Origin of the sequence: Runella defluvii (genome assembly GCF_014195535.1) — a bacterium.
Lineage (GTDB): Bacteria > Bacteroidota > Bacteroidia > Cytophagales > Spirosomataceae > Runella > Runella defluvii.
This window is the reverse complement of the sequence record NZ_JACIBY010000003.1, coordinates 282,918-304,359: the sequence shown is the minus strand read 5'-3', so window position 1 is coordinate 304,359 and position 21,442 is coordinate 282,918. Positions and strand designations below refer to the sequence as shown.

Annotated in this window: 12 protein-coding genes; 4 read left to right on the top strand and 8 right to left on the bottom strand. The window is 44.7% G+C overall.

Annotated elements, in window-relative coordinates:
* Positions 1-342 precede the first annotated feature (342 nt).
* Both FHS57_RS08795 and gltB read right to left on the bottom strand, forming a co-directional pair.
* The gene (locus FHS57_RS08795; protein WP_183972624.1) at positions 343-1,878 is read right to left on the bottom strand and encodes a glutamate synthase subunit beta; all 1,536 of its coding nucleotides are present in this window, start codon (positions 1,876-1,878) and stop codon (positions 343-345) included.
* A gap of 139 nt (positions 1,879-2,017) precedes the next feature.
* Positions 2,018-6,595 (bottom strand): glutamate synthase large subunit, encoded by a 4,578-nt coding sequence (gene gltB, locus FHS57_RS08790; RefSeq protein WP_183972622.1) that lies wholly within the window; start codon positions 6,593-6,595, stop codon positions 2,018-2,020.
* A gap of 522 nt (positions 6,596-7,117) precedes the next feature.
* Here gltB and purL point away from each other — a divergent pair.
* Positions 7,118-9,367, top strand: a complete 2,250-nt coding sequence (gene purL / locus FHS57_RS08785) for a phosphoribosylformylglycinamidine synthase subunit PurL (RefSeq protein ID WP_183972620.1) — start codon at positions 7,118-7,120, stop codon at positions 9,365-9,367.
* Between the two features lie 269 nt (positions 9,368-9,636).
* Here the strand turns inward: purL and FHS57_RS08780 are convergent, their stop codons facing one another.
* The 6 genes from FHS57_RS08780 to FHS57_RS08755 all read right to left on the bottom strand — a co-directional run bounded on the left by FHS57_RS08780 (position 9,637) and on the right by FHS57_RS08755 (position 15,563).
* The gene (locus FHS57_RS08780) at positions 9,637-9,822 is read right to left on the bottom strand and encodes a hypothetical protein (RefSeq protein WP_183972618.1); all 186 of its coding nucleotides are present in this window, start codon (positions 9,820-9,822) and stop codon (positions 9,637-9,639) included.
* 201 nt (positions 9,823-10,023) lie between these two features.
* Complete coding sequence (locus FHS57_RS08775) at positions 10,024-12,081, bottom strand: BatA domain-containing protein (protein ID WP_183972616.1); 2,058 nt, start codon at positions 12,079-12,081, stop codon at positions 10,024-10,026.
* 77 nt (positions 12,082-12,158) lie between these two features.
* A complete protein-coding gene (locus FHS57_RS08770) occupies positions 12,159-13,094 on the bottom strand; it encodes a sugar phosphate isomerase/epimerase family protein (RefSeq protein ID WP_183972614.1) in 936 nt (311 codons plus the stop codon).
* Between the two features lie 107 nt (positions 13,095-13,201).
* Positions 13,202-14,161, bottom strand: coding sequence for an alpha/beta hydrolase (locus FHS57_RS08765; RefSeq protein WP_183972612.1), 960 nt, complete (start codon positions 14,159-14,161; stop codon positions 13,202-13,204).
* Positions 14,162-14,255: 94 nt separating this feature from the next.
* Positions 14,256-14,762, bottom strand: a complete 507-nt coding sequence (locus FHS57_RS08760) for a DUF2911 domain-containing protein (protein ID WP_183972610.1) — start codon at positions 14,760-14,762, stop codon at positions 14,256-14,258.
* Between the two features lie 66 nt (positions 14,763-14,828).
* On the bottom strand, positions 14,829-15,563 hold the full coding sequence (locus FHS57_RS08755; protein WP_183972608.1) for a hypothetical protein: 735 nt from the start codon (positions 15,561-15,563) through the stop codon (positions 14,829-14,831).
* A 150-nt stretch (positions 15,564-15,713) separates the two neighbouring features.
* Between FHS57_RS08755 and FHS57_RS08750 the strand changes: the two genes are divergently transcribed.
* From FHS57_RS08750 to FHS57_RS08740, 3 genes are all read left to right on the top strand, one after another.
* A complete protein-coding gene (locus tag FHS57_RS08750) occupies positions 15,714-16,322 on the top strand; it encodes an RNA polymerase sigma factor (RefSeq protein ID WP_183972606.1) in 609 nt (202 codons plus the stop codon).
* A 200-nt stretch (positions 16,323-16,522) separates the two neighbouring features.
* Positions 16,523-17,629: a FecR family protein gene (locus FHS57_RS08745; RefSeq protein ID WP_221225577.1), complete on the top strand. Its 1,107-nt coding sequence runs from the start codon at positions 16,523-16,525 to the stop codon at positions 17,627-17,629.
* A gap of 210 nt (positions 17,630-17,839) precedes the next feature.
* The gene (locus tag FHS57_RS08740; RefSeq protein WP_183972602.1) at positions 17,840-21,418 is read left to right on the top strand and encodes a TonB-dependent receptor; all 3,579 of its coding nucleotides are present in this window, start codon (positions 17,840-17,842) and stop codon (positions 21,416-21,418) included.
* Positions 21,419-21,442 lie beyond the last annotated feature (24 nt).

Sequence of the window (21,442 nt, the reverse complement as noted above, 5' to 3'; positions counted from 1 at the left end):
AACTCAACGGGTTTATTCTCTTCCCCCCCTAATTGAAGGCCTACTATATGGTTTATAAATACCAATAATTCTATCCCTTATTTCAGCTTTTGGATTATCATCGTGATGCTTTTGTTGTTGATGTAGTTTCAAAAATTTGAGATTCTTTTGTGCACCATTCTGATGCCTTGTCACAGAAACAAAATACACAAAAACCCCGAAAATTGCCGAATTTGGCTTTTTTCGGGGTTTATTTATCTATAAAAAACTGTATATCAGTAGGTTAAACCTTAAAAGGAAAGCCTAAGTGCTTGCGCACACGAGGCCCAGAGCGGTTAACAATTAACAATTAACAGTACCTACCTAAGCGTGCGAGAAGACAGGATTAAACATGCCCACTTCTTTGGCTTCCAGCATCGACTCGCCCATCAAGAACTCATCTACTTTGCGGGCTGCTTCGCGGCCTTCTGAAATCGCCCAAACAACCAACGATTGTCCACGACGACAGTCACCTGCCGCAAAAACTTTGTCAATCGAAGTAGCATAATTCCCTTCCGAAGCTTTGATGTTTTTACGCATGTCCGTTTCGATACCGAATTGTTCGATTAAATACTGTTGAGGATGCACAAAACCCGCAGCAATGAGTGCCAAATCGCAGTTAACTACGCGTTCGTTTTCAGTAATTGGTGCTTTGCGGCCATCTTCCAACGTGCGCTCACCCGTGATGTCAGCAATACGCAAACCTGTCAATTTTTCGCCATCACCCACAAACTCTTGCACGGCAATCGCCCAAAAACGGTCACAACCTTCTTCGTGCGAAGTTGACGTCCGTTTGGTCAAAGGCCACTGAGGCCACGGCGTTTTTTCATCACGAACTTTATAAAAAGGTTGAAGTTTATCGTCGTATTTTGGCGCAGGCATTACTTCCACTTGCGTAATAGTCGCCGCTTTGTGGCGGTTTGATGTTCCAACGCAGTCAGAACCCGTATCGCCACCACCAATCACGACTACGTGTTTGTCAGTGGCCAAAATTTCGCCATTCACGTACTTATCACCACGGTGGTCAACCACCCGCGCGATGTCAGACACCCGTTTATTTTGCTGGCTCAAAAACTCCATTGCAGGATGAATACCTTTTCCGATGTATTTGTCCCAGCCAGGAATACGAATATCACGAGGCTCCGTTGAACCAATAGCGAGTACCACCGCGTCGAACTCACGCAAAATTTCTTCCGCCTGAATATCCACGCCAATATTTACCCCCGTCTTGAACTCAACTCCTTCTTCAGCCATTACAGCTGCGCGACGTGCCACGATCGTTTTTTCCAATTTAAAATCAGGAATACCATAGCGAAGCAACCCTCCTACCTCGTCGGCGCGCTCAAAAAGCGTGACCAAGTGTCCTGCATAGTTAAGCTGAGCAGCTGCCGCCAAACCTGCGGGGCCAGAGCCAATCACTGCTACTTTCTTACCTGTGCGTTTGGCAGGAATGCGTGGTTTTACGTAACCCTTCGCAAAGGCCGTTTCGATGATGGATTTCTCCACGTACTCAATCGCAACAGGTGGTTTATTGATACCCAACACGCATGAAGCTTCGCAGGGGGCAGGGCAAATGCGACCCGTAAACTCTGGAAAGTTGTTGGTACTGGTCAATAATTGGTAAGCATATTCCCAGTTTTCTTCGTAAACAGCGTCGTTAAATTCTGGGATAATATTTCCTAGTGGACAGCCATTATGGCAAAAGGGAATACCGCAATCCATGCAGCGAGCTGCTTGTTTTTTGGCATCATCCGTTGTCCCTAGCAATTCAATTTCTTTATAATCTAAGCGGCGTTCTTCTACACTACGCTTACTTGGCAACTCACGGCCAAATTCAATGAATCCAGTGGGTTTTCCCATTTTAGTACTGAATAAAAGATTAAATGAGCGATTGAGAAATGAATCCAGATGTGCTTTTCTTAGCTTATTTGCTTTATTTTTCAAAACCCTACAGGCAGGAAAACCTGCCTGCAAGGCCGAATATTAAGGGATGGGCTAATTATTGGGCTACATCAACAACGATGTCTTGATAGACGACGTTTTTATCAGCAATCTGTTGCGAAAGGCTGATTCCACGGCTTGCCAAGGCTTTCTTGAAGTCGTTTGGCAATACCTTCACAAACTGACTCAAGTACGTATCCCAGTCTTGGGTCATCATAAATGCCACATTACTGGTGGTATATTGGAAATGTTTCTCTACAAAACCTTTCACAATTGTTTTATCTTCGTCGGTCAAGGCATCTACGCTTACCATTTCAGGGTTTACTTTTGGCGCAAAGTCGGCGTTTTTATCCCAAACATAGGCAACTCCACCCGACATACCCGCTGCGAAGTTTCGTCCAACTTCTCCGAGAATAATCGCAACGCCACCTGTCATGTACTCAAGACCGTGATCTCCTACTCCTTCTACGACTACTTTTGCGCCAGAGTTACGCACACAGAAACGCTCTCCAGCCGTTCCGCGAATATACGCTTCTCCCGAAGTTGCTCCGTAAAAGGCTACGTTACCGATAATGATATTTTCTTCTGGCACAAACGAGGCTTCACGGTCTGGATAAACCACGAGTTCAGCCCCACAAAGTCCTTTTCCGAAATAATCGTTGGCATCGCCTTCTAGCTCAAGACGTACGCCTGAGGTATTAAAGGCTCCAAAACTTTGTCCTGCTGTTCCTCTGAATTTAAAGTGAATGGTTCCGTTTGGTAACCCAACGCCGCCATATACCTTCGATATTTCGTTGGAAAGCATATTTCCTACCGAGCGATTGAGGTTATTGATAGGATATTCTCCGTACACCTCTTCTCCTTTTTCGAGTGCTGGTTTGGCGGCTTCTATCAATTGCCAGTCAATGACTTCTGCAATTCCGTGGTCTTGCTCCTCTTGTTTAAATTGCGCAACATCAAGGCTTACTGGCTCTTTGAACAACATCGCATTGAAATTCAATGCTTTGTATTTCCAGTGTTTAATATCATCACGCATTTCGAGGTATTGTGCTTGTCCCACCATTTCGTTGATGGTACGGAAGCCCAACTGCGCCATAATTTCGCGCAACTCCTGTGCCATGTACGTAAACATGTTCACGACGTGCTCTGGTTTTCCTGTGAAAAGTGCGCGCAACTCTTTGCGTTGTGTTGCAACTCCCACTGGACAAGTATTCAAATGACACTTACGCATCATGATACAGCCCGTAGCAACGAGTGCGGCTGTAGCTACGCCAAATTCTTCGGCACCTAGTAACGCCGCAATCGCTAAGTCACGACCTGTACGCATTTGACCATCGGCCTGCACAGTCACTCGTCCACGAAGTTTATTTTTCACCAACGTTTGGTGTGTTTCGGCCAACCCAAGCTCCCAAGGAAGACCTGCGTGGCGAATGGAACTCAACGGAGACGCCCCCGTTCCTCCATCGTGACCCGCAATAAGGATATGGTCAGCGTGCGCTTTAGCAACCCCTGTGGCAACCGTTCCTACGCCTGCTTCAGATACCAATTTCACGCTGATGCGTGCGGCACGGTTGGCGTTTTTAAGGTCATAAATCAATTGAGCTAAGTCTTCAATTGAGTAAATATCGTGGTGAGGTGGCGGCGAAATCAAGCCTACACCTGGCGTCGAGTGACGCGTACGTCCAATCCAATCATCGACTTTATGCCCTGGTAACTGCCCTCCTTCTCCAGGTTTTGCCCCTTGGGCCATCTTAATCTGAAGTTCTTGGGCATTTGATAAGTAATGGCTCGTTACCCCAAAACGTCCCGATGCCACCTGCTTAATGGCTGACGACATAAAGTCACCGTTTGGAAGCGGTTGATAACGAATCTCATCTTCGCCTCCTTCACCTGAGTTTGATTTGCCCCCGATGCGGTTCATAGCAATGGCAAGCGTTGTATGTGCTTCCCACGAAATTGAACCAAAGGACATCGCACCTGTAGCAAAACGCTTGAAGATACTTTCAACAGGCTCTACTTCGTCGATTGAAATTGCTTTCCCTTTCTTGAAACGCATCAAACCGCGAAGCGTAAGGGCTTTTTGGGTCTGATCATCAATCAATTTCGAGAATTTCTTAAAAATTTGATACCCTTCTTCTCCACCTTTGCGGGTCGATTGTTGCAAAAGGTGAATTGTTTGCGGGTTAAAAATGTGTGCTTCTCCGCGTTGTTTCCATTGATAGAAACCACCCACTTCTAGGTGCGGATTTACCATCGGCGTTTCTGGATAGGCTACTTTATGGCGAACCAATACTTCACGGGCGATTTCTTCGATACCCATACCGCCAATACGCGAGATGGTTCCTGTGAAATACTTGTCTATCACGTCTTTATTGATACCCAAACACTCAAAAATCTGCGCTCCTTGGTACGACTGAAGCGTCGAAATACCCATTTTAGAGAAAATTTTGAGCAATTCTTTATCAATCGCCTTGATGTAATTAGCGTAGAGTTTTGTATTTTCAAACTCTCCATTAATCATCTTTTGGCGGTTCATGTAAGCGATGGTTTGGAAGGCCATATACGGACATACCCCCGCAGCGCCATAACCAATGAGTGTAGCAACATGGTGCGTTTCAAAAACATCTCCTGCCTCTACAAGGATACCTACTTTACCACGTAACCCTTTACGAATCAAGTGATGGTGAACCGTGGACATGGCCAACAACGACGGAATCGGTGCGTGGTCAGAGTCAATGGCACGGTCAGACAAAATAATGATTTCAAAACCGTCTTCAATCGCGTCTTCGGCGTAGGTACAAATACGTTCCAACGCACGCGCCAGCCCTTTTCCACCTTGGTCGGCACGGAAATAGGTATTGATTGTTTTGGCCTGGAAATGGTCTTTGTCAACCCAACGAAGTTTATCAAATTCTTCGATGGTCAAAACAGGTTGTTCTAATTCAATCTGACGACAATGCAGCGGCGATTCGGTCAATAGGTTTTCGGTTGAACCTACAAACGAAATCAAAGACATAATCGAGCGCTCCCGAATAGAGTCAATCGGCGGGTTGGTTACTTGTGCAAAAAGTTGCTTAAAGTAATTAGAAAGGTGCTGACTTTGATCCGATAATACCGCTAATGGTACATCGACTCCCATCGAACCAATCGCCTCATAGCCTGTTTCAGCCATCGGCCCAATCACCATCCGTAGGTCTTCGGAAGTAAAGCCAAACGCGATTTGACGCTTTAGTAAAAGTTTATCGTCATACGGAGCAAACGGACGTTGTGAAGGTTCGAGGTCAGAAATTTTGATTTTATTTTCATCCAACCATTTTTGATACGGCTGACGTGAACAAATATCGGCTTTGAGCTCTTCGTCGGGGATGATACGGCCTTGTTCCATATCCACCACAAACATTTTACCCGACTGCAAACGACCTTTGGTCACTACGCGCGCAGGGTCGATGTCGAGTACCCCTGCTTCCGAGGCCATAATAATGGTATCGTCGTCCAACACCCAATAACGCGAAGGACGCAAACCGTTACGGTCGAGGGTAGCACCGATGATTTTACCATCCGTAAATGAAATCGACGCTGGACCATCCCAAGGTTCTTGAATAGCCGCGTGGTATTCGTAGAAAGCCTTACGTTCTGGATCCATGGCCTCGTTGCCATCCCAAGCTTCAGGTACGACCATCATCATTACGTGTGGCAATGAGCGACCCGACAAATACAAAAGCTCGATGGCGTTGTCCAAGTTGGCCGTATCTGAATTAGTTAAATCACAGATTGGCAACAACATGTCCATTTCTTCTTTGGTGAAGTGCTCTGTCCAGAACGACTTCTCGCCAGCACGAATCCAGTTGACGTTACCACGAACGGTGTTAATTTCACCATTGTGAGCCACGTAGCGGAAAGGCTGTGCAAGTTTCCAAGAAGGAAACGTATTGGTAGAAAAGCGCGAGTGAATAATGGCAAAAGCCGAAACGACTGATTCACTGTGCAAGTCTGGGAAGTAATAGTTCAATTGACCTGTTGTCAGCTGACCTTTATAAGAAATAGTACGGCACGAAAGCGACGAGAAATAAAAATGCGCTTTGGCACCCACTACAGTATCGTTAATAATACGAGTGGCGTATTGACGAAGTACAAACAACTTACGCTCAAAACCCAACTCATCCGTAACTGAATCAGGGCGTTTGATGAATAGTTGTTCAACTTGTGGTTCTACCGACAAGGAGCCTTCCCCCAAAACATCGTTGAGTGTTGGAACGCGGCGGTAGCCTAGCAATTCCATGCCCAACTTTTTGATTTTTCGGTTAAGGATATCGCGGCATTCACTGCGAAGCTTTTCATCTTTAGGGAAGAAAATCATACCAACACCGTACTCGCCCGCAGCTGGGAGGGTAATGGCCAATTTGGTACATTCTTCCACAAAAAACTCATGAGGGATTTGAATAAGAATTCCAGCACCGTCACCCGTGTTAGGATCGCAACCGCAAGCACCGCGGTGATCCATACGTTCGAGCATCGTAATCGCATCAGCGACCATCTGGTGAGACTTGCGACCCTTCATATTGGCGCGGAAACCAATACCGCATGCGTCATGTTCAAACTCGGGGCGATATAACCCCTGTTGGGCAGATTCTAACATGGTTTTGTTGTATATTGGGGGTTGGTTGACTTCCGATTCGTCACTTTGTTGCCTAAGTACTTCTACGGAACTTTAATCTCACGCAAGTTACACAAAAATTTATTTGGTACAACAACCTTTTTACCAAATATTGTATCTGTATTTTTAAAATATTGAGAATATATCAAATTATCTTGGAATTTTACAATTTCATAACACCAAAGATTAATATTTCATATTTTCGCAATAATATCTAGTTTCATAAGATATTTTTCAAAAAAACCTCATTTTCATTAACAATTCATCAATTAGAGTTGCCTATCTGGACTCTGTTTTTGCATTTTTGCAATCAAGCCCTGTTTTTCGACTTTTTCGACCAGTTTACATGAGTATTCTTTGTAAAAAGAAGTGAGTATTTCCTGAAAAAAGACGCTCAAATAGGCACGCAAGGAAGAAAATATAAAATAATGTTAGAAAATAGGTGCCGTCAAAGTTAACTTTGCGCCTTTAGTACAAATCACCAATCCCCCAACTCCTCCGCTCGTGGAACACGTAGAACAACTACCAACCGTCGAAACCGCCAAAAAACTAGGTATTCTTCCCGAAGAATTTGAACAAATCAAACAAATACTAGGCCGCACGCCCAACTTCACTGAGTTGAGCATATTCTCGGTGATGTGGTCGGAGCACTGCTCGTACAAAAACTCAATCGTTTGGCTTAAAACCCTCCCCCGCGACTCTGACCGTATGCTTGCTAAAGCTGGCGAAGAAAACGCTGGTCTGGTTGACATTGGTGACGGCCTTGCGTGTAGCTTTAAAATTGAATCTCACAATCACCCTTCAGCCCTTGAACCCTATCAAGGTGCGGCAACGGGTGTCGGCGGTATCAACCGTGATATTTTTACGATGGGTGCGCGTCCCATCGCTCAATTAAACTCTCTCCGCTTCGGAAACCCCGAATTGGCCAAAACAAAATGGCTCGTAAAAGGGGTAGTAAAGGGCATCGGCGACTATGGCAATGCGTTCGGTATCCCAACAGTAGGTGGCGAAGTTTTCTTTGATGATTGTTATAACACCAACCCACTCGTCAATGCGTTTTCGGCAGGAATCGTAAAGGCGGGTGAAGTAGCTCGCGCCATTAGCTATGGTGTAGGCAATCCCGTATTTATTGTAGGTTCGGCAACGGGCAAAGACGGTATCGGAGGAGCTAGTTTTGCTTCGGAAGATATTTCTGAAAAGTCAACCGAGAAATTGCCAGCCGTTCAGGTGGGTGACCCTTTTATGGAGAAACTTTTACTCGAAGCTTCACTTGAAATCATCCGTACAGGTTATGTAGTGGGTATTCAGGACATGGGAGCTGCGGGTATCATCTGCTCAACCTCTGAAATGAGTGCCAAAGGCGAACACGGGATGATTATCGACCTCGATAAAGTACCAACGCGCCAAGCCAACATGAAAGGCTGGGAAATTTTGCTTTCTGAATCACAAGAACGTATGTTGGTGGTGGTTGAAAAAGGCAAAGAAGATGTCATCAAAGGTATTTTTGATAAATGGGATTTGCATTGCGCCCAAATCGGTGAAGTCGTTGAAGGCGGACGTTTGCATTTCTTCCAACACGGCGAATTGATTGCCGATGTTCCTGCTCACGATCTAGTACTAGGTGGTGGTGCGCCTCAAAATCACCGCGAATACCGCGAACCTGCTTATTTCCAAGAATTTAAGAAATTTGATATAAATTCGGTGGCTGACGTCAACTCAGCAGCTGAAATTGCAGCTGTAACGCGTCACCTTCTGTCGCATCCAAACATCGCTTCTAAGAAGTGGGTGTATGAGCAATACGACTCGATGGTAGGCACAGCCAACCGCTCTACCAACCGCCCTTCGGACTCGGCAGTGGTTCGTATTCGCGACGTAGAACGCCCTAACTACCAAAAAGGCATTGCCATGACGGTTGACTGTAACGCTCGTTACGTCAATGCTGATCCATTTATTGGTGCACAAATTGCGGTTTCGGAAGCAGCTCGTAACCTCGTTTGTACAGGAGCTGAACCGTTGGCAATTACCAACAACCTTAACTTTGGAAACCCGTACGTTCCTGAAGTATATTGGCAATTTGTTCATGCCGTTAAAGGAATGGGCGAAGCTTGCCGTAAATTCAGTACACCTGTGACGGGTGGTAACGTGAGTTTCTACAACCAATCATCGGACGACGGCCCTGTGTTCCCAACTCCAACGATTGGTATGATTGGTTTGATGGAAAAACCTGAAAGCCAAATGACGCTCGACTTCAAAAACGAAGGTGACTTGATTTTCTTGGTTGGTCAGCCGAAAAACGACATTGCTTCGTCGGAATACTTGTATTCATACCGTGGTGTAAAAGCCTCTCCTGCTCCCGCGTTCGACCTCGACGAGGAGTTTGAATTGCAACAAGCCGTAGCACAATTGATTTCTAATCAGTTGGTTGAGTCAGTTCACGACGTTTCTGACGGTGGTCTGATGGTCGCTTTGGCCGAGTCTGCCTTGCCTCGCGGATTTGGTTTTGAAGTTGCAACCCAAAGCCCGTACCGCGCCGATGCGTTCTTGTTTGGCGAAGCACAAAGCCGCGTGTTGGTCAGTGTAAGCCCTGACAAGCAAGCTGAATTCCAAAAAGTACTTGGTGCTGACCTTAAAATCACGCACGCCTTGCTTGGTAAAGTAACGAAAGAAGGCTTTGTGGTTGATAAACAAACGGTTATTTCAGGAGCAGAAGCTAAAGATTTATATGACAACTCATTGGGTAAAATCATGAGTTAGTCTAGTTGAGTTTATACCAATAAAAAACGCCGTCAGTGAAAATTGACGGCGTTTTTTTTGGTCGTTTTAGCTACATTGTCCTAAAACATACCAAAGGACTAAAAATATAACGACTGTGCTTACACAGCCTCCTCCTAATTTTTTTGCGCCGTAGCCTGCTAATAATCCCCGTATTAAGTCATTCATGTCTATAAAGTTTAGAGTCGTTTGTTGCAATTTATCAAAAATTTGAACCAAACGTATATTTTACAAAACGGGAAAACTTTTCCTCAAATTGGGGCGAAAAAAAATGGCGTTTCATTCTTGGACAAGGTTTTGAGAAACCTTTTGCTCATTCTGCGTCTGCGCTGGTTTTGAGAAACCAGCAGCACCTGTTCGAGAAACTCTTTGCTCATTCTGCGTTTACGCTGGTTTTGAGAAACCAGCAGCACCTGTTCGAGAAACTCTTTGCTCATTCTGCGTTTACGCTGGTTTTGAGAAACCAGCAGCACCTGTTCGAGAAGCCTTTACAGATTCTTCGTCTGCGCTGGTTTTGAGAAACCAGCAACACCTGTTCGAGAAACCTTTTGCTCATTCTGCGTTTGCGCTGGTTTTGAGAAACCAGCAGTACCTGTGTGTGCCTCTGGTTTCTCAAAACCAGAGGTAGAAGAAACTCTTTATTTTATCAGGCGAATGACTAAGATTTCTAAAAGCAAGAACGCCAATGCCGCCCACAAGAAATAGTTCCAAAGGCTAACACCAATGTTTTGTTTTTGAAACTCTTTCACAAAATCACCGTCCGCCACGTGGTCAAACACTTGTACGTTGGGCTGATTAGCGAATAGTTTCCGAAGTTCATCGGGTGTATAATAATCTAATTGCGATTCTTGATTGTCATGATTCAGGGCCAACAATTGAACGGTTTGTCCGTCTTTTTGCAACTCATAATAACCCGACTCCATGTCTTGTTCGGTAGTCAATTGATTGCTCTTCGGTAACTCGAGGGTCAATTGGTTTCCATTCAAACGTTGAACTGGAATCAACTCTATTTTACCTTTTTTAAGTTTAAAAATCGTGTTTTGTGGTAAATCTGGAACAGTCAGTGCGATGTTGTTTTCATCAAACGAATAGGCCGCGCGCTGTTCACGTACGCTCTGCGCGGCGATTTTGTACATCACAGGCACAAAAAGTGCATTTTGTGCAAAGCTTCCAAAAGCTTCCGTAAGCGGATTTGCCAAGACGTAAACCTTGCCCCGCTGAACAGCCGACTGACTCAAGAAAACGTCTCCACTACGCAAACTCAACAACTTAGCCCCACCTGCTTGCCATTGCCAAACGGGCTTTGAGACTGGTAATTCAAGGTTCTCTTGGCGAATGGATTGCTCAAAAACATCACTAAAAAACGGACTTTTCCGCTCAGGATTGGTCAATGGAATGGGCTCGTTGGACGTTCGTTCACTCAATGAATTTACACCAAGGGCGCTTAAAAAACCTCCGTAAGAAGCTATATCGGGGTTCGATGGGGGAACAACCAAAATACTTCCTCCTTTACGGACGAAGTTTTCTAATTCGGTGCGCATCGCTCCTTCTACCCGCTCCACACTTTCTATAACGACCAAATCGGTCTGCTTCAATAAGCCAATGTCGGCATTATTGGCGTTGAGGCTACGCATGGCAAACAGGCTGTCGTTGGCAAAAACATTTTCAATCGAACGGTTGGGGTTGGCTTGTCCATACAAATGCAAGACGCGAATGACGGGTGAAGCGTTTAACACAAAAAAGTATTCGTTGTCAAACGTAATGGGCAAATCATCAAACACAATTCGTCCGCGCTTAAAACCTTTCCCGCGAACATTAAAATTGAAAGAAGCCGTCGCCGAGCCTTTTGGGGCAAGGTTGACGGGTGCAGTCGAAACTTGAACATCGTCCAAAAACAATTTGACAACCAAGTTCTGAACGTCATCATTGCCCGAATTACTCACCCGAACGTACAAAATATTGTTCTGAAACTCCCTCACAAAAGGCGTATTCAACCATACCGAATCGACATACACATTTTGGTTCGCAACGGCTTGCACAGGCACAATAAACAACCGATTGGAAGAATCAACTTTAAGACTTGCTACGTCGCCAACGGTGCTTTTTTGAAAGTCAGAAAACCAAAAAAATTGATTTTTTCCACTCCCCGCGTACCTCGACATCAAATTCACCTGACGTTTGTAAATACTTGGCAGCGACCGTGGTGTGTGCGAAAGCTTGAGGGTAGTCAAGCGATCTTTGATGCGGTCGGTCGTTGTGAGTTGTTGTTCTTGGGCATCAAAGTCATTGGTAATCAACTGCAAACGAGTGGCATTTCTAAACAGCGTCAATAATTGATCGAGCTTTCCTGTGGCTATGTCAAAAAAACGTTGGTTATTATCTTCGTTTTGCATCGAGAACGAATTGTCCAAATAAACACTCGTCACGCTTTGGGCATTGGTTCCAGATTTATTTTCGCTTGGAAGATAGGGCTGAGCAAATGCCAACGCCAAGGCCGCAATGGCAAGAACCCGGGTTGCCAATATCAAGTACTGTTTCAAACGTCGAAACGAACTTGTTTCCATCTCAACGTTTTTCAACAACGAGACATTAGAAAAGTAAATACGGCGGGTGCGGCGAAAATTGAACAAGTGAATGGCAATTGGAATCCCCACTGCCAGTAAACTCCACAAAAAGGTCGGAAAAAGAAATTGCATTCAGGTTTGGTGTTATCGGTAGTCGTTAGAACTCTAAACGCAAATATCGTGCAAAGCGTTTAGATTCTGTACGAAAATCAAATCCCCGCGATTACTTTATTAATTTTTGCCAAGCCCATTTTGGCAACTTCAAGGGCATCTTGGGCATAATAGGTCTTATTAAATACTTCCAACGAAAGCACGATGGGCCGCTCTGGGTTTTTGATGGTCTTTAAAATTTGGCCAATGGGCGCAATCCCATCACCTGGATAAACGCGGTCGGCATCTACAATGGTTTCTTTCGGGAAGTTTGCGGGATAATCATTGATGTGGAATATTTCCACTCCAGGTTTACCCACCAACTTGAGGGTATCCAAGCTCGAACCGCCTTTGAACAAATGATATACATCCAACAACAACCGCGCCGACGGGTGGCCACTCTCCACCGCCACATACATCACTTCACTGAGTTTGTTGAGGTTTTTTGAAAAGCCCCACAGTTCCAGTTGCGGAATTACCTTGGTCTGGTCGCTTATTTCAAGGATGGTACGGTAACGTTCGGCCGCTTTTTGAAGGTCGATGCGGGGAGCTTGAGGGGCTTGGGCGCCAACGGGCGGGGTTGCTACGCGCATACAGCCCACTTCTGCCAACAGCTCCATTTCACGTTTAAGTTGGTCCACTCCTTTGGCTCTTGCGGTTTCATCGTCAACAATCCAAGCCGCAAAACCGATGGCATTTTCGAGCTTTATGCCAAAATCCGACGCGACTTTTCGGGCTTGTGCGGGAGTATTCCCGTTTTTTATAAATTCTTGGAGGGTATCCATCCAAATTTCTACCGAACGAAACCCTGCTTTGGAAGCCGTTTCTAGTTCTTTGACGTATCCTAATTTTTGTCCTCGAATGGTGCTCATGTTCAGGCAAGGCACAAAAGAGGCTGATTTGGCAGGCTCAACGGCTTGCGAAGTTTCTGGCAACATACTCATTCCTGTGGTAGCGGTGAGTAAAGACAAAGTCTGACGACGGGTAATTTGCATAAAAACATGGGTTTATCTGCTTAAAAGCCAAAAACGACCCAAATTTATTGTTGTCTTGAAAACTTTCTTTTGATGTAACAGCACTCAATGATGGTTTAGGACACAATTCATGGCTGTAACACATACGTTTTGTCAAGCCATTTCGCAATTCCCTCCCAGCTTTCAACGGGGATTTTGGCGTGAGTGGCATTTTTCATAACGTAAAATTCTTTCTTGTTGCCTGGCACGAGATTATAAAACTCTTTGACCTTATCAATGGCAAATAATTCATCTTTGTCCCCTACTCCCACCAAAACGGGTACATTCAACTTCGCAGGAAGCCGAAGCTGTTTTACATCCAGCATTGTCACAAATCTTGGGGTATAATGAAAAGTAAACAAGGTATCAGGCGTAACAGTCATCCCTTCCCGATAATACTCCACCGACTGGAACGAAGGGCGAAATACCGCGCTTGCGATGATTTTGGCTTTTACAAACGGATTCATCGGCTTGTTAAGCCCAGGCCGACTCTCGTATGCACCCGAAAGAAGTACCAACCCTGCCACTTCGTTGGGAATAGCATTGGCCGCGCAAATCGTTGCAGCCACCCCTAAGCTATGTCCCATTACTACGACTTTTGCGAATCCCAATTTCTTGAGGTAAACGATTGCTTCTGCCAAGTCGGCAATCCATCTCTCTTTGTTTGGGCTATCGCCACGGTTTCCGCCCGAGAGCCCGTGGCCTCGGTAATCAAGGCCAAATGTGGTATAACCGCCCTTCGAAAATGGAATGGCCGCCATGCTATAAGGACCACTATAAGCCGTAAAACCGTGAAAAATGAGTACGGCAATATCCTTTCTAGCAGGAGTTAGCGAATCGGGATTCCATCGACGTAGAAAGAGGGTTTCGCCATCCGAAGTTTTCATCAAATGATGTGGTCCTTCGTAGTTTTGGCGTAAAGAAGTTGCTTGTTCTGGGGTAATACCTTTATTATCAATACGCCATTTGTTGGGCCAATACGCCAAGGATAATCCCGCCAAGCACACAACAAATACTAAAAAAAGTACGGCATACAGAAATCGTTTCATCGGTTGAGAGGTTAAGGAAGTTTCAATTTCTAGCAATACTACAAAAAAAAAGCCCAACCAAATGGCTGGGCTTCTAAATGTATAATTAGCGTTATTAAAATTTCACTGGTACCGAGAAACCTGCAGTGTCCCATCCCAATACAATTGCATTGTCTTTGGCTTCGATGGTAAGTTTTTCAACTGGCTCTTTTGAGCTTGTAGCAGGTACAGTCACGCGAAGTACGTCTTTGTCTTGCTTATAGTTGTAGGCACCCCACTGTTTTACTTCACTGTTCAAAATAATTACCCATTCTTTCTCACCAGGAATTGTGAAGAACGCATAATCGCCTGCTTTCACGTCTTTACCACCTAGCTTTCCGTCTTTCTTGAACGTAATTACGGTTGCTTCGTTGGCGCCTGTACGCCATACTTTACCGTACTTTTCCAAGCTTTGGCTTCCTTCAGCTCCAAAAATCACGCGACCTTTTTTAGAAGGTTGTCCATAAACGATTTTAATGTTACCATTTTCAGCGGTTACGCGAGGGCTCGCAGGAGGATTTTGGCTGTAGGCAAATGTGAATGCAACAAGCATACAAAACAGAGTTGCGAATAAATTTTTCATTTGTTGTTTGTAAGAATAAATGATTAGGTTGAACTACTAAGAAACGGAACTTCTTTGAAAAAGTTGTCAAAGTGGGTTGAAATTTTTAACGATTTCAATCATACCCTTTTCGGTCGTTGGCGTAAGCTGGCGTTCTTTAGCAAACATTTCCATTTCTTTTGCCTGATTTCCAAACAGTTTAAAAAACCGTTTACCAGTTGGAATGCCCGAAAGTTTACCATCTTCGTACCAGTAATATTTCGTCGTTTTGATAAATTCTCCCTCATATTCACTCTCACTCCCCGATGCTTCGTAACCAGTAGTTTGGGCACTACTCTTGGAATGTAGCAAACATTGGTGTTCTTTCAAAATCATCGTTTTCCCCTCGTAAATAGGTTCATAGTATTGATTTTTGAGTAGTACAAAACGGTGGTTTTGAAGAACAAACTCGGTTGGCTTCATCATAACTGCCTCCAAAAGTGGATTAGCCATGACGTGAAGCACGCCTTTTTGTTGGTTATAAGCCATCAAATACTCGGCCTCGTGCCCATTTTTTTCAACCGTTTTCCCCTTGAACCACCCGTTTTTAAAAAAAGGCGTTCCTTTATAGACTTTTGTAAAGGTATTATTGGTCTTATTAACTCCCTCTAATGCTCGATAGAAAGCCACCAAAACGGTATCCCCTTTTTGGTTCACTTCGATGCGTGCATCTTGGTCGGTCATTTTGGTCTCAGGCAAAAAGTAGCTGTACGCATTTTTATCTTGGGCTAAACCGTGTAAACAATACCCAATGAAAAGCAGGCTGATAAATATCTTTTTCATCGTCTTATGGCTAAATTGTTTGCTAATGAACCTAAAAATAACACAATTCATTCAAAGAATGTCTTTATTTTTTTACCCAGAAAATAATGGAAGGAATTAGCTATATTTCAACTGACCTCGTAATATTGTGCTACCACTTCCTTTTTGTATATGCCAGTACCCGTCGATGAGCCTTTGTTAGCCGAATTGTGGAGCCGCTTTAAAACAGGGGATGAAAATGCTTTTGACCAGCTCGTTGAATTACGTTATCGGGTGTTGTTTAATTACGGTACCCGGTTCACCAAAGACCGCGATTACATCAAGGATTGCATCCAAGATTTGTTTTTGGAACTTTGGGAACGACGCGAACGACTCGTTGACACGCCGTACGTGACTATTTACCTCATCAAAGCCCTTCGAAACAACTTTGTTCGTCAGCTCAAGCATGACAAACCTTGGCTAAATTCTCAAGGTGTTGAGGAAGATACCTTGGTTGAAAGCGCTAACATTGAAATTGATTTAATCAACGCTGAACTGCTATCGGAACAAGAGCAGGCCCTTCGTCGAGCCATTGAACAACTGCCTCCACGTCAACAAGAAGTTATTTTTTTGAAATTTTACGAAGGGCTTTCTAACGAAGAAATTGCCCAAATCATGGATGTAGAGCGACAAACCGTTGCTAATTTTTTGTACCGTGCGCTTTCCCAAATGAAAAACTTACTACCCGCACTGATTGTGTTTTTACCCTTTTTGCTTCGACTCTTCAAAAAACTTGCCTAAACGTTTAAGCAACCTCTTCGGTGATAGGCTTGACCTAACAATCCAAAGTTATGAGCTTTAACACACTACAAATCAATCGTTTGTAGTGTGTTAACTTTTTTTTTCAAAAAAAATCGAAAATTTTTCTCCAAAAAAGGGTATTCCTTCTTTGGTAAGTACTATTTCCTTACAACACACCTACAGATGTGAAAATAAAATCTATGAAAGATTACAAAGAATATACCGTTACTGAATTTGTCCTGGATGATTCTTTTAGGAGGTGGGTACTTAAAAACCTACCAACTGATAGTTCCTTTTGGGAAAAATGGGTACTGGAAAATCCATCGAAAAACGAAAGCGTTACCCAAGCCCGCGCGTTTATTCTCAAAATGAACCAAACACACGAGTTACTTTCGGAAAATGAGCTAAAACAAGCCATTTCTAGTCTCTCTGAGGCACGAAACCGCGAGGAAGTTTTTGTTAGACCTTTGCTTAATCGAATAAGCTGGTGGAAACAAGCCGCTGCTGCGGTCGTTGTGTTGGGAGTTTTAGGTGCATTTTATACCGTTTATCAATCAAAAATCAACCCAACGGTTGTTTATGAAGTACGCAAAAGTCAACTGGGTACTCAACTCGTTGAGGTAATCAATGACGATAAGGTCGAAAAATTGGTTTCTCTTCCCGACGGCAGCCAAGTTCGGCTCTCGCCGCTTAGTCGATTAAGTTACCCCAAAACCTTTGCTTCTACGGTTCGCGAGGTTTATTTGAGCGGAGAGGGCTTTTTTAACGTGACCAAAAATCCACAAAAGCCCTTTTTGGTTTATGCCAACGAACTAGTCACCAAAGTACTGGGAACCAGCTTTTTGATTCGCGCCTTCGACAAAGCCGATAAAGTAGAAGTGATCGTAAAAACGGGAAAAGTAGCAGTTTATTCTGTCAAAGAAGAAGTGAGTAAAACACCTACTACTGAGCTTACTGGGACGATTCTAACCCCAAACCAACAAATCGTTTTTGACCGAAAGGTAGAAAACATGGAAAAAAAGTTGGTCAGCATTCCTACACCAGTTCTTGCCATTGCCGAACAGACCAAGGTGGGTTTGTCGTTTTCAAATACCCCCGTCGAACAAGCTTTGGACGCACTTAGCCAAAAATACGGTATCCCAATTGTGTTTGACAAAAATATACTGAAAGCTTGTGAAATCAGTGCCGAATTTGCCGATGAAAGTTTTTATGAACAACTGGATTTAATCTGTAAAGCGATTGGGGCAACGTACCAAGTGGTGGACGCTCAAATCGTGATTCAAGGCAAAGGGTGTAGTACAAATTGATGATTCAAAACCCAGACAATAAACCCTAATTTTTTTACATGACATAAAAACCTACTAACTCCTCCCTTAAAAAACGAAATCGGAAACGCGCCAACGTTCCCGATTTCAGGTCAGTCCCCGCAAAGTTTCTCAGGCTTGCTGCTCTCCGACAGGACGTCGGACAAAGGGACTTTTTGTCTCAAAAATTAACATTGAAAACGTTTCAAATGTATGAAAAATGGTTCTAAAACGCTAACGGTTTGCCTAAAAATCATGCGTCTTTCTTTCTATCAATTTTTATTATCAGTCTGGACCTGTACTTGGGTATTGGCCACCAATGGCAACGCCCAAGAGCTGCTCAACCGACGTTTGTCGGTTTCGATTGAAAATCAGAACGTTGAATCTGCCATCCGTACGATTGGCAAGGTGGCCTCGGTACGGTTTGTGTATAGCCCACAGCACATTCGGGCTGAACGTAAAGTCACCTTAAACGCTCAAAATCAATCACTTTCCTACGTGCTTGAAGAGCTATTTAAACCCCTCGACATTGCGTATGAAGTAAAGGGTTCACAAATTTTACTTCGGCACATCACCCCTTCTGAAACAGCGGTTGCAGCGCCTCAAGTCGTGGATATTTCTGTCAGCGGAACGGTAAAAGATGAAAAAAATGAGCCGATGCCTGGGGTCAACGTGACGATAAAAAACACCACGCGCGGCACAACCACCGACCCCAACGGTCGTTTTATTTTGTCCGTCCCAGACGAATCAGTGGTGCTCATATTTTCATTTTTAGGGTATGAAAAACAAGAATTGGCCCTTGGGAACCGCAAAATTATCACTATTCAGCTCCGACCCGACCCCAAAAGCTTGCAAGAAGTAGTGGTGGTAGGCTATGGCGAACAGCGTAAAGAAACCCTCACAGGCTCCGTAGTGAGTGTCAGCGACCAAGTGTTTAAAAACCGTGGCCCCGTTGCCAACCCGCTACAAGCATTGCAAGGTCAGGTTCCTGGCGTAGTAGTCACGCGGAACTCAGCCCAACCAGGCCGCGAACAGTGGAATTTCCAGATGCGAGGAGCATCTTCTGTCAACAACAGTGAGCCTTTGGTAATCATTGATGGCGTGCCTGTGCCAAGCACCAACGCCCTTAACTCACTCAATCCTAATGACATAGACAACATTTCATTTCTGAAAGATGCAGCGGCGGCTATTTATGGCTCACGCGCGGCGGGGGGAGTTGTGTTAATCACGACCAAAAGAGCAAAAAATGGCAAACCAACCGTTGAATACAGCGCCGCTTTTTCTCAGAAAAAAATAGGATTACAACCCAATTTAGTTCGCGTCAACGACTGGTGGCCGCTCATTCGGGAGGCCAGAGGCAACGACGGATTTGCCCCAACCGACATTTGGTACAATTTGACCACTGTCATGGAAAAAGCCCTTGGCCAAGGAAAACAATGGCTTACGCCCGCCGAATACCAAGCCTTGAGTGTGCCAGGTGCGGGGCTTTTTGGGGATGTGAAAGACTTCCCTTTCTTTGACCAAACCATGCAAGATGTATTGTGGGGATCGGCCCAATCTCAGGAGCACCAATTGAGCGTTTCTTCACGCAGCGATAAATCAGGCTATCGGGTTTCACTTGGGTACCTCAATGACGGTAGCTTGTTGCAGTGGGGAAACAATTCCAACAAACGTTACAACCTTCGTCTGACCCACGACTATAGTTTCTCCGAAAAACTCAAGTTGGCCACCAATATCTCTCTCGAACGTCAGCAAATTATTCAGCCGACGCGCTTGGGCGATATTATGAACAACGGTATTCAGCAAGGGCTTCCGTTTTTCAACCAAAAAGGACAAGCCTACGTGTGGGGTTCGGGTATTGCCAATGCTTCTCAAGTGTCAATCGCGGCATTTGGTGGCGACAATAAAGAAACGAACACCCGAGTTAATACCAACTTATCGCTTACCTACAACCTACTTCCAAACCTCAAGTTGGTCGGAACGGCGGGGTATTATTTGCTGAACACCGATTATCGAACTTTCGAGAACAACATTCCTTTTTATGATTATACGGGCGCGAATTTGATTGCTTACTTACCAACGCGCAGTTCGTATCAGCGAGGCAACAAACAAGAGGCGTTTTACAGCGCCAATGCGTTTGCCGAGTACACCAAAAGTTTACGGGAAATCCACCAGTTTAAACTGACGGCAGGAGTTCAGTACGAGCGTCAAGAATACAACCGATTCATTGCCAAAACCTTAGATGCGATTCCTGATGTTCCTAACTCGTTGTCATTGAGTACGGGTGACCCCACGACCAAGACAGTCGCCGAAGCCCAAAATCATTACGCCATCGGCGGATATTTCAGCCGTCTCAATTATTCTTTCAAAGACAAATATTTGCTCGAAGCCAATGCACGTTACGATGGCTCGTCAAAATTTGATGCTTCTAACCGATGGAAAGGCTTCTGGGGCGTATCACTAGGATGGCGCATCACCGAAGAAAGTTTCATGAAACAATTGTCGTTCGTCAATGACCTGAAGCTTCGAGCATCATACGGGCGGGTCGGAAACCAGAACGGAATCGGTTTGTACGACTATATCCAATTCATGAATATCAATTACTCTACAGGGGCAACCGCCGCAGGTTTCCCGATTCTTGGTACCAGTCCAGCAGTAAGGGTATCGCCAAGTGGAACGTTGGTTGCCCTCGACCGTACTTGGGAGGAAATAATCAACCAGAATATCGGACTTGACTTTGCTTTTTTACAAAATCGCTTGTACGGGACCGTTGAGTATTTCAAGAAGAAAAACAACAATATGCTCATCGCCCGTACTTATCCCAACGTGTTAGGGGCGGCAGCTCCTGACGGGAATAATGGCCAACTCGAAACCAAAGGCTGGGAATTTTCACTTGGCTGGCGGGATAAAATTGGACAATTGAGCTACCACATCGCAGGAAATATCTCCGATAATACCAACTTATTGACTAACTACGGCGGACAAAAAATTATTAATTCTGCCAATCGCGGCCTCAATGGTGCCGTGGAAGGCTATCCGCTCAACACCTATTTTGGGCTGGTCTATGACGGGCGCATTCAGACCAATGAGCAATTGGAAGCTTACCGTAAATTTATTGCGGGCAACAACATCGGAATCCCCGCTGGCGTAGCAACTGCCCAAGCCAACTCTCGCTTGAGTTTGGGCGATAATATGTTTAAGGACGTAAACGGCGATGGCAAAATTACTTGGCCCGAAGATGCAGTAGCGCTAGGGCGCGATGACCCACGCTTTGTGTATTCATTCAACGGTGGTTTAGAATGGAAAGGGTTTGATTTTAACGCCATTTTTCAGGGAGTGGCCAAACGTACCATCATCCGAGACGGCAACTGGCGGATTCCTGCGGCAGTGATTTTCCAAGCTCAAAACGAAGCATTTTTGGGTAAAACTTGGTCTCCCACCAACACCGAAGCTTTCTATCCTCGACTCTCCACGACGGGAACTATCAACAACTACAACTACTACCAATCTGACTGGATTGCCGAAAATGGCGCGTATATCCGTCTTAAAAACTTGGTGGTAGGCTATACCTTACCCACTAATTTGACTCAAAAGGCCAAAATCCAACGGCTTCGTGTCTATTTCTCGGGAAGCGACTTGTGGGAAAAGTCAAAAATACGTGACGGATGGGATCCCGAATCAACGCGTTCGGTTTCTAACTCGGGCGATTCAGAAAACAACAACGTAAGCACCTTTAGCCAGCGTTTTCCTTTTTATCGGTACATGACGCTCGGATTGAATTTGACGTTTTAAGCCCCCATTACCCTTCAAACATTC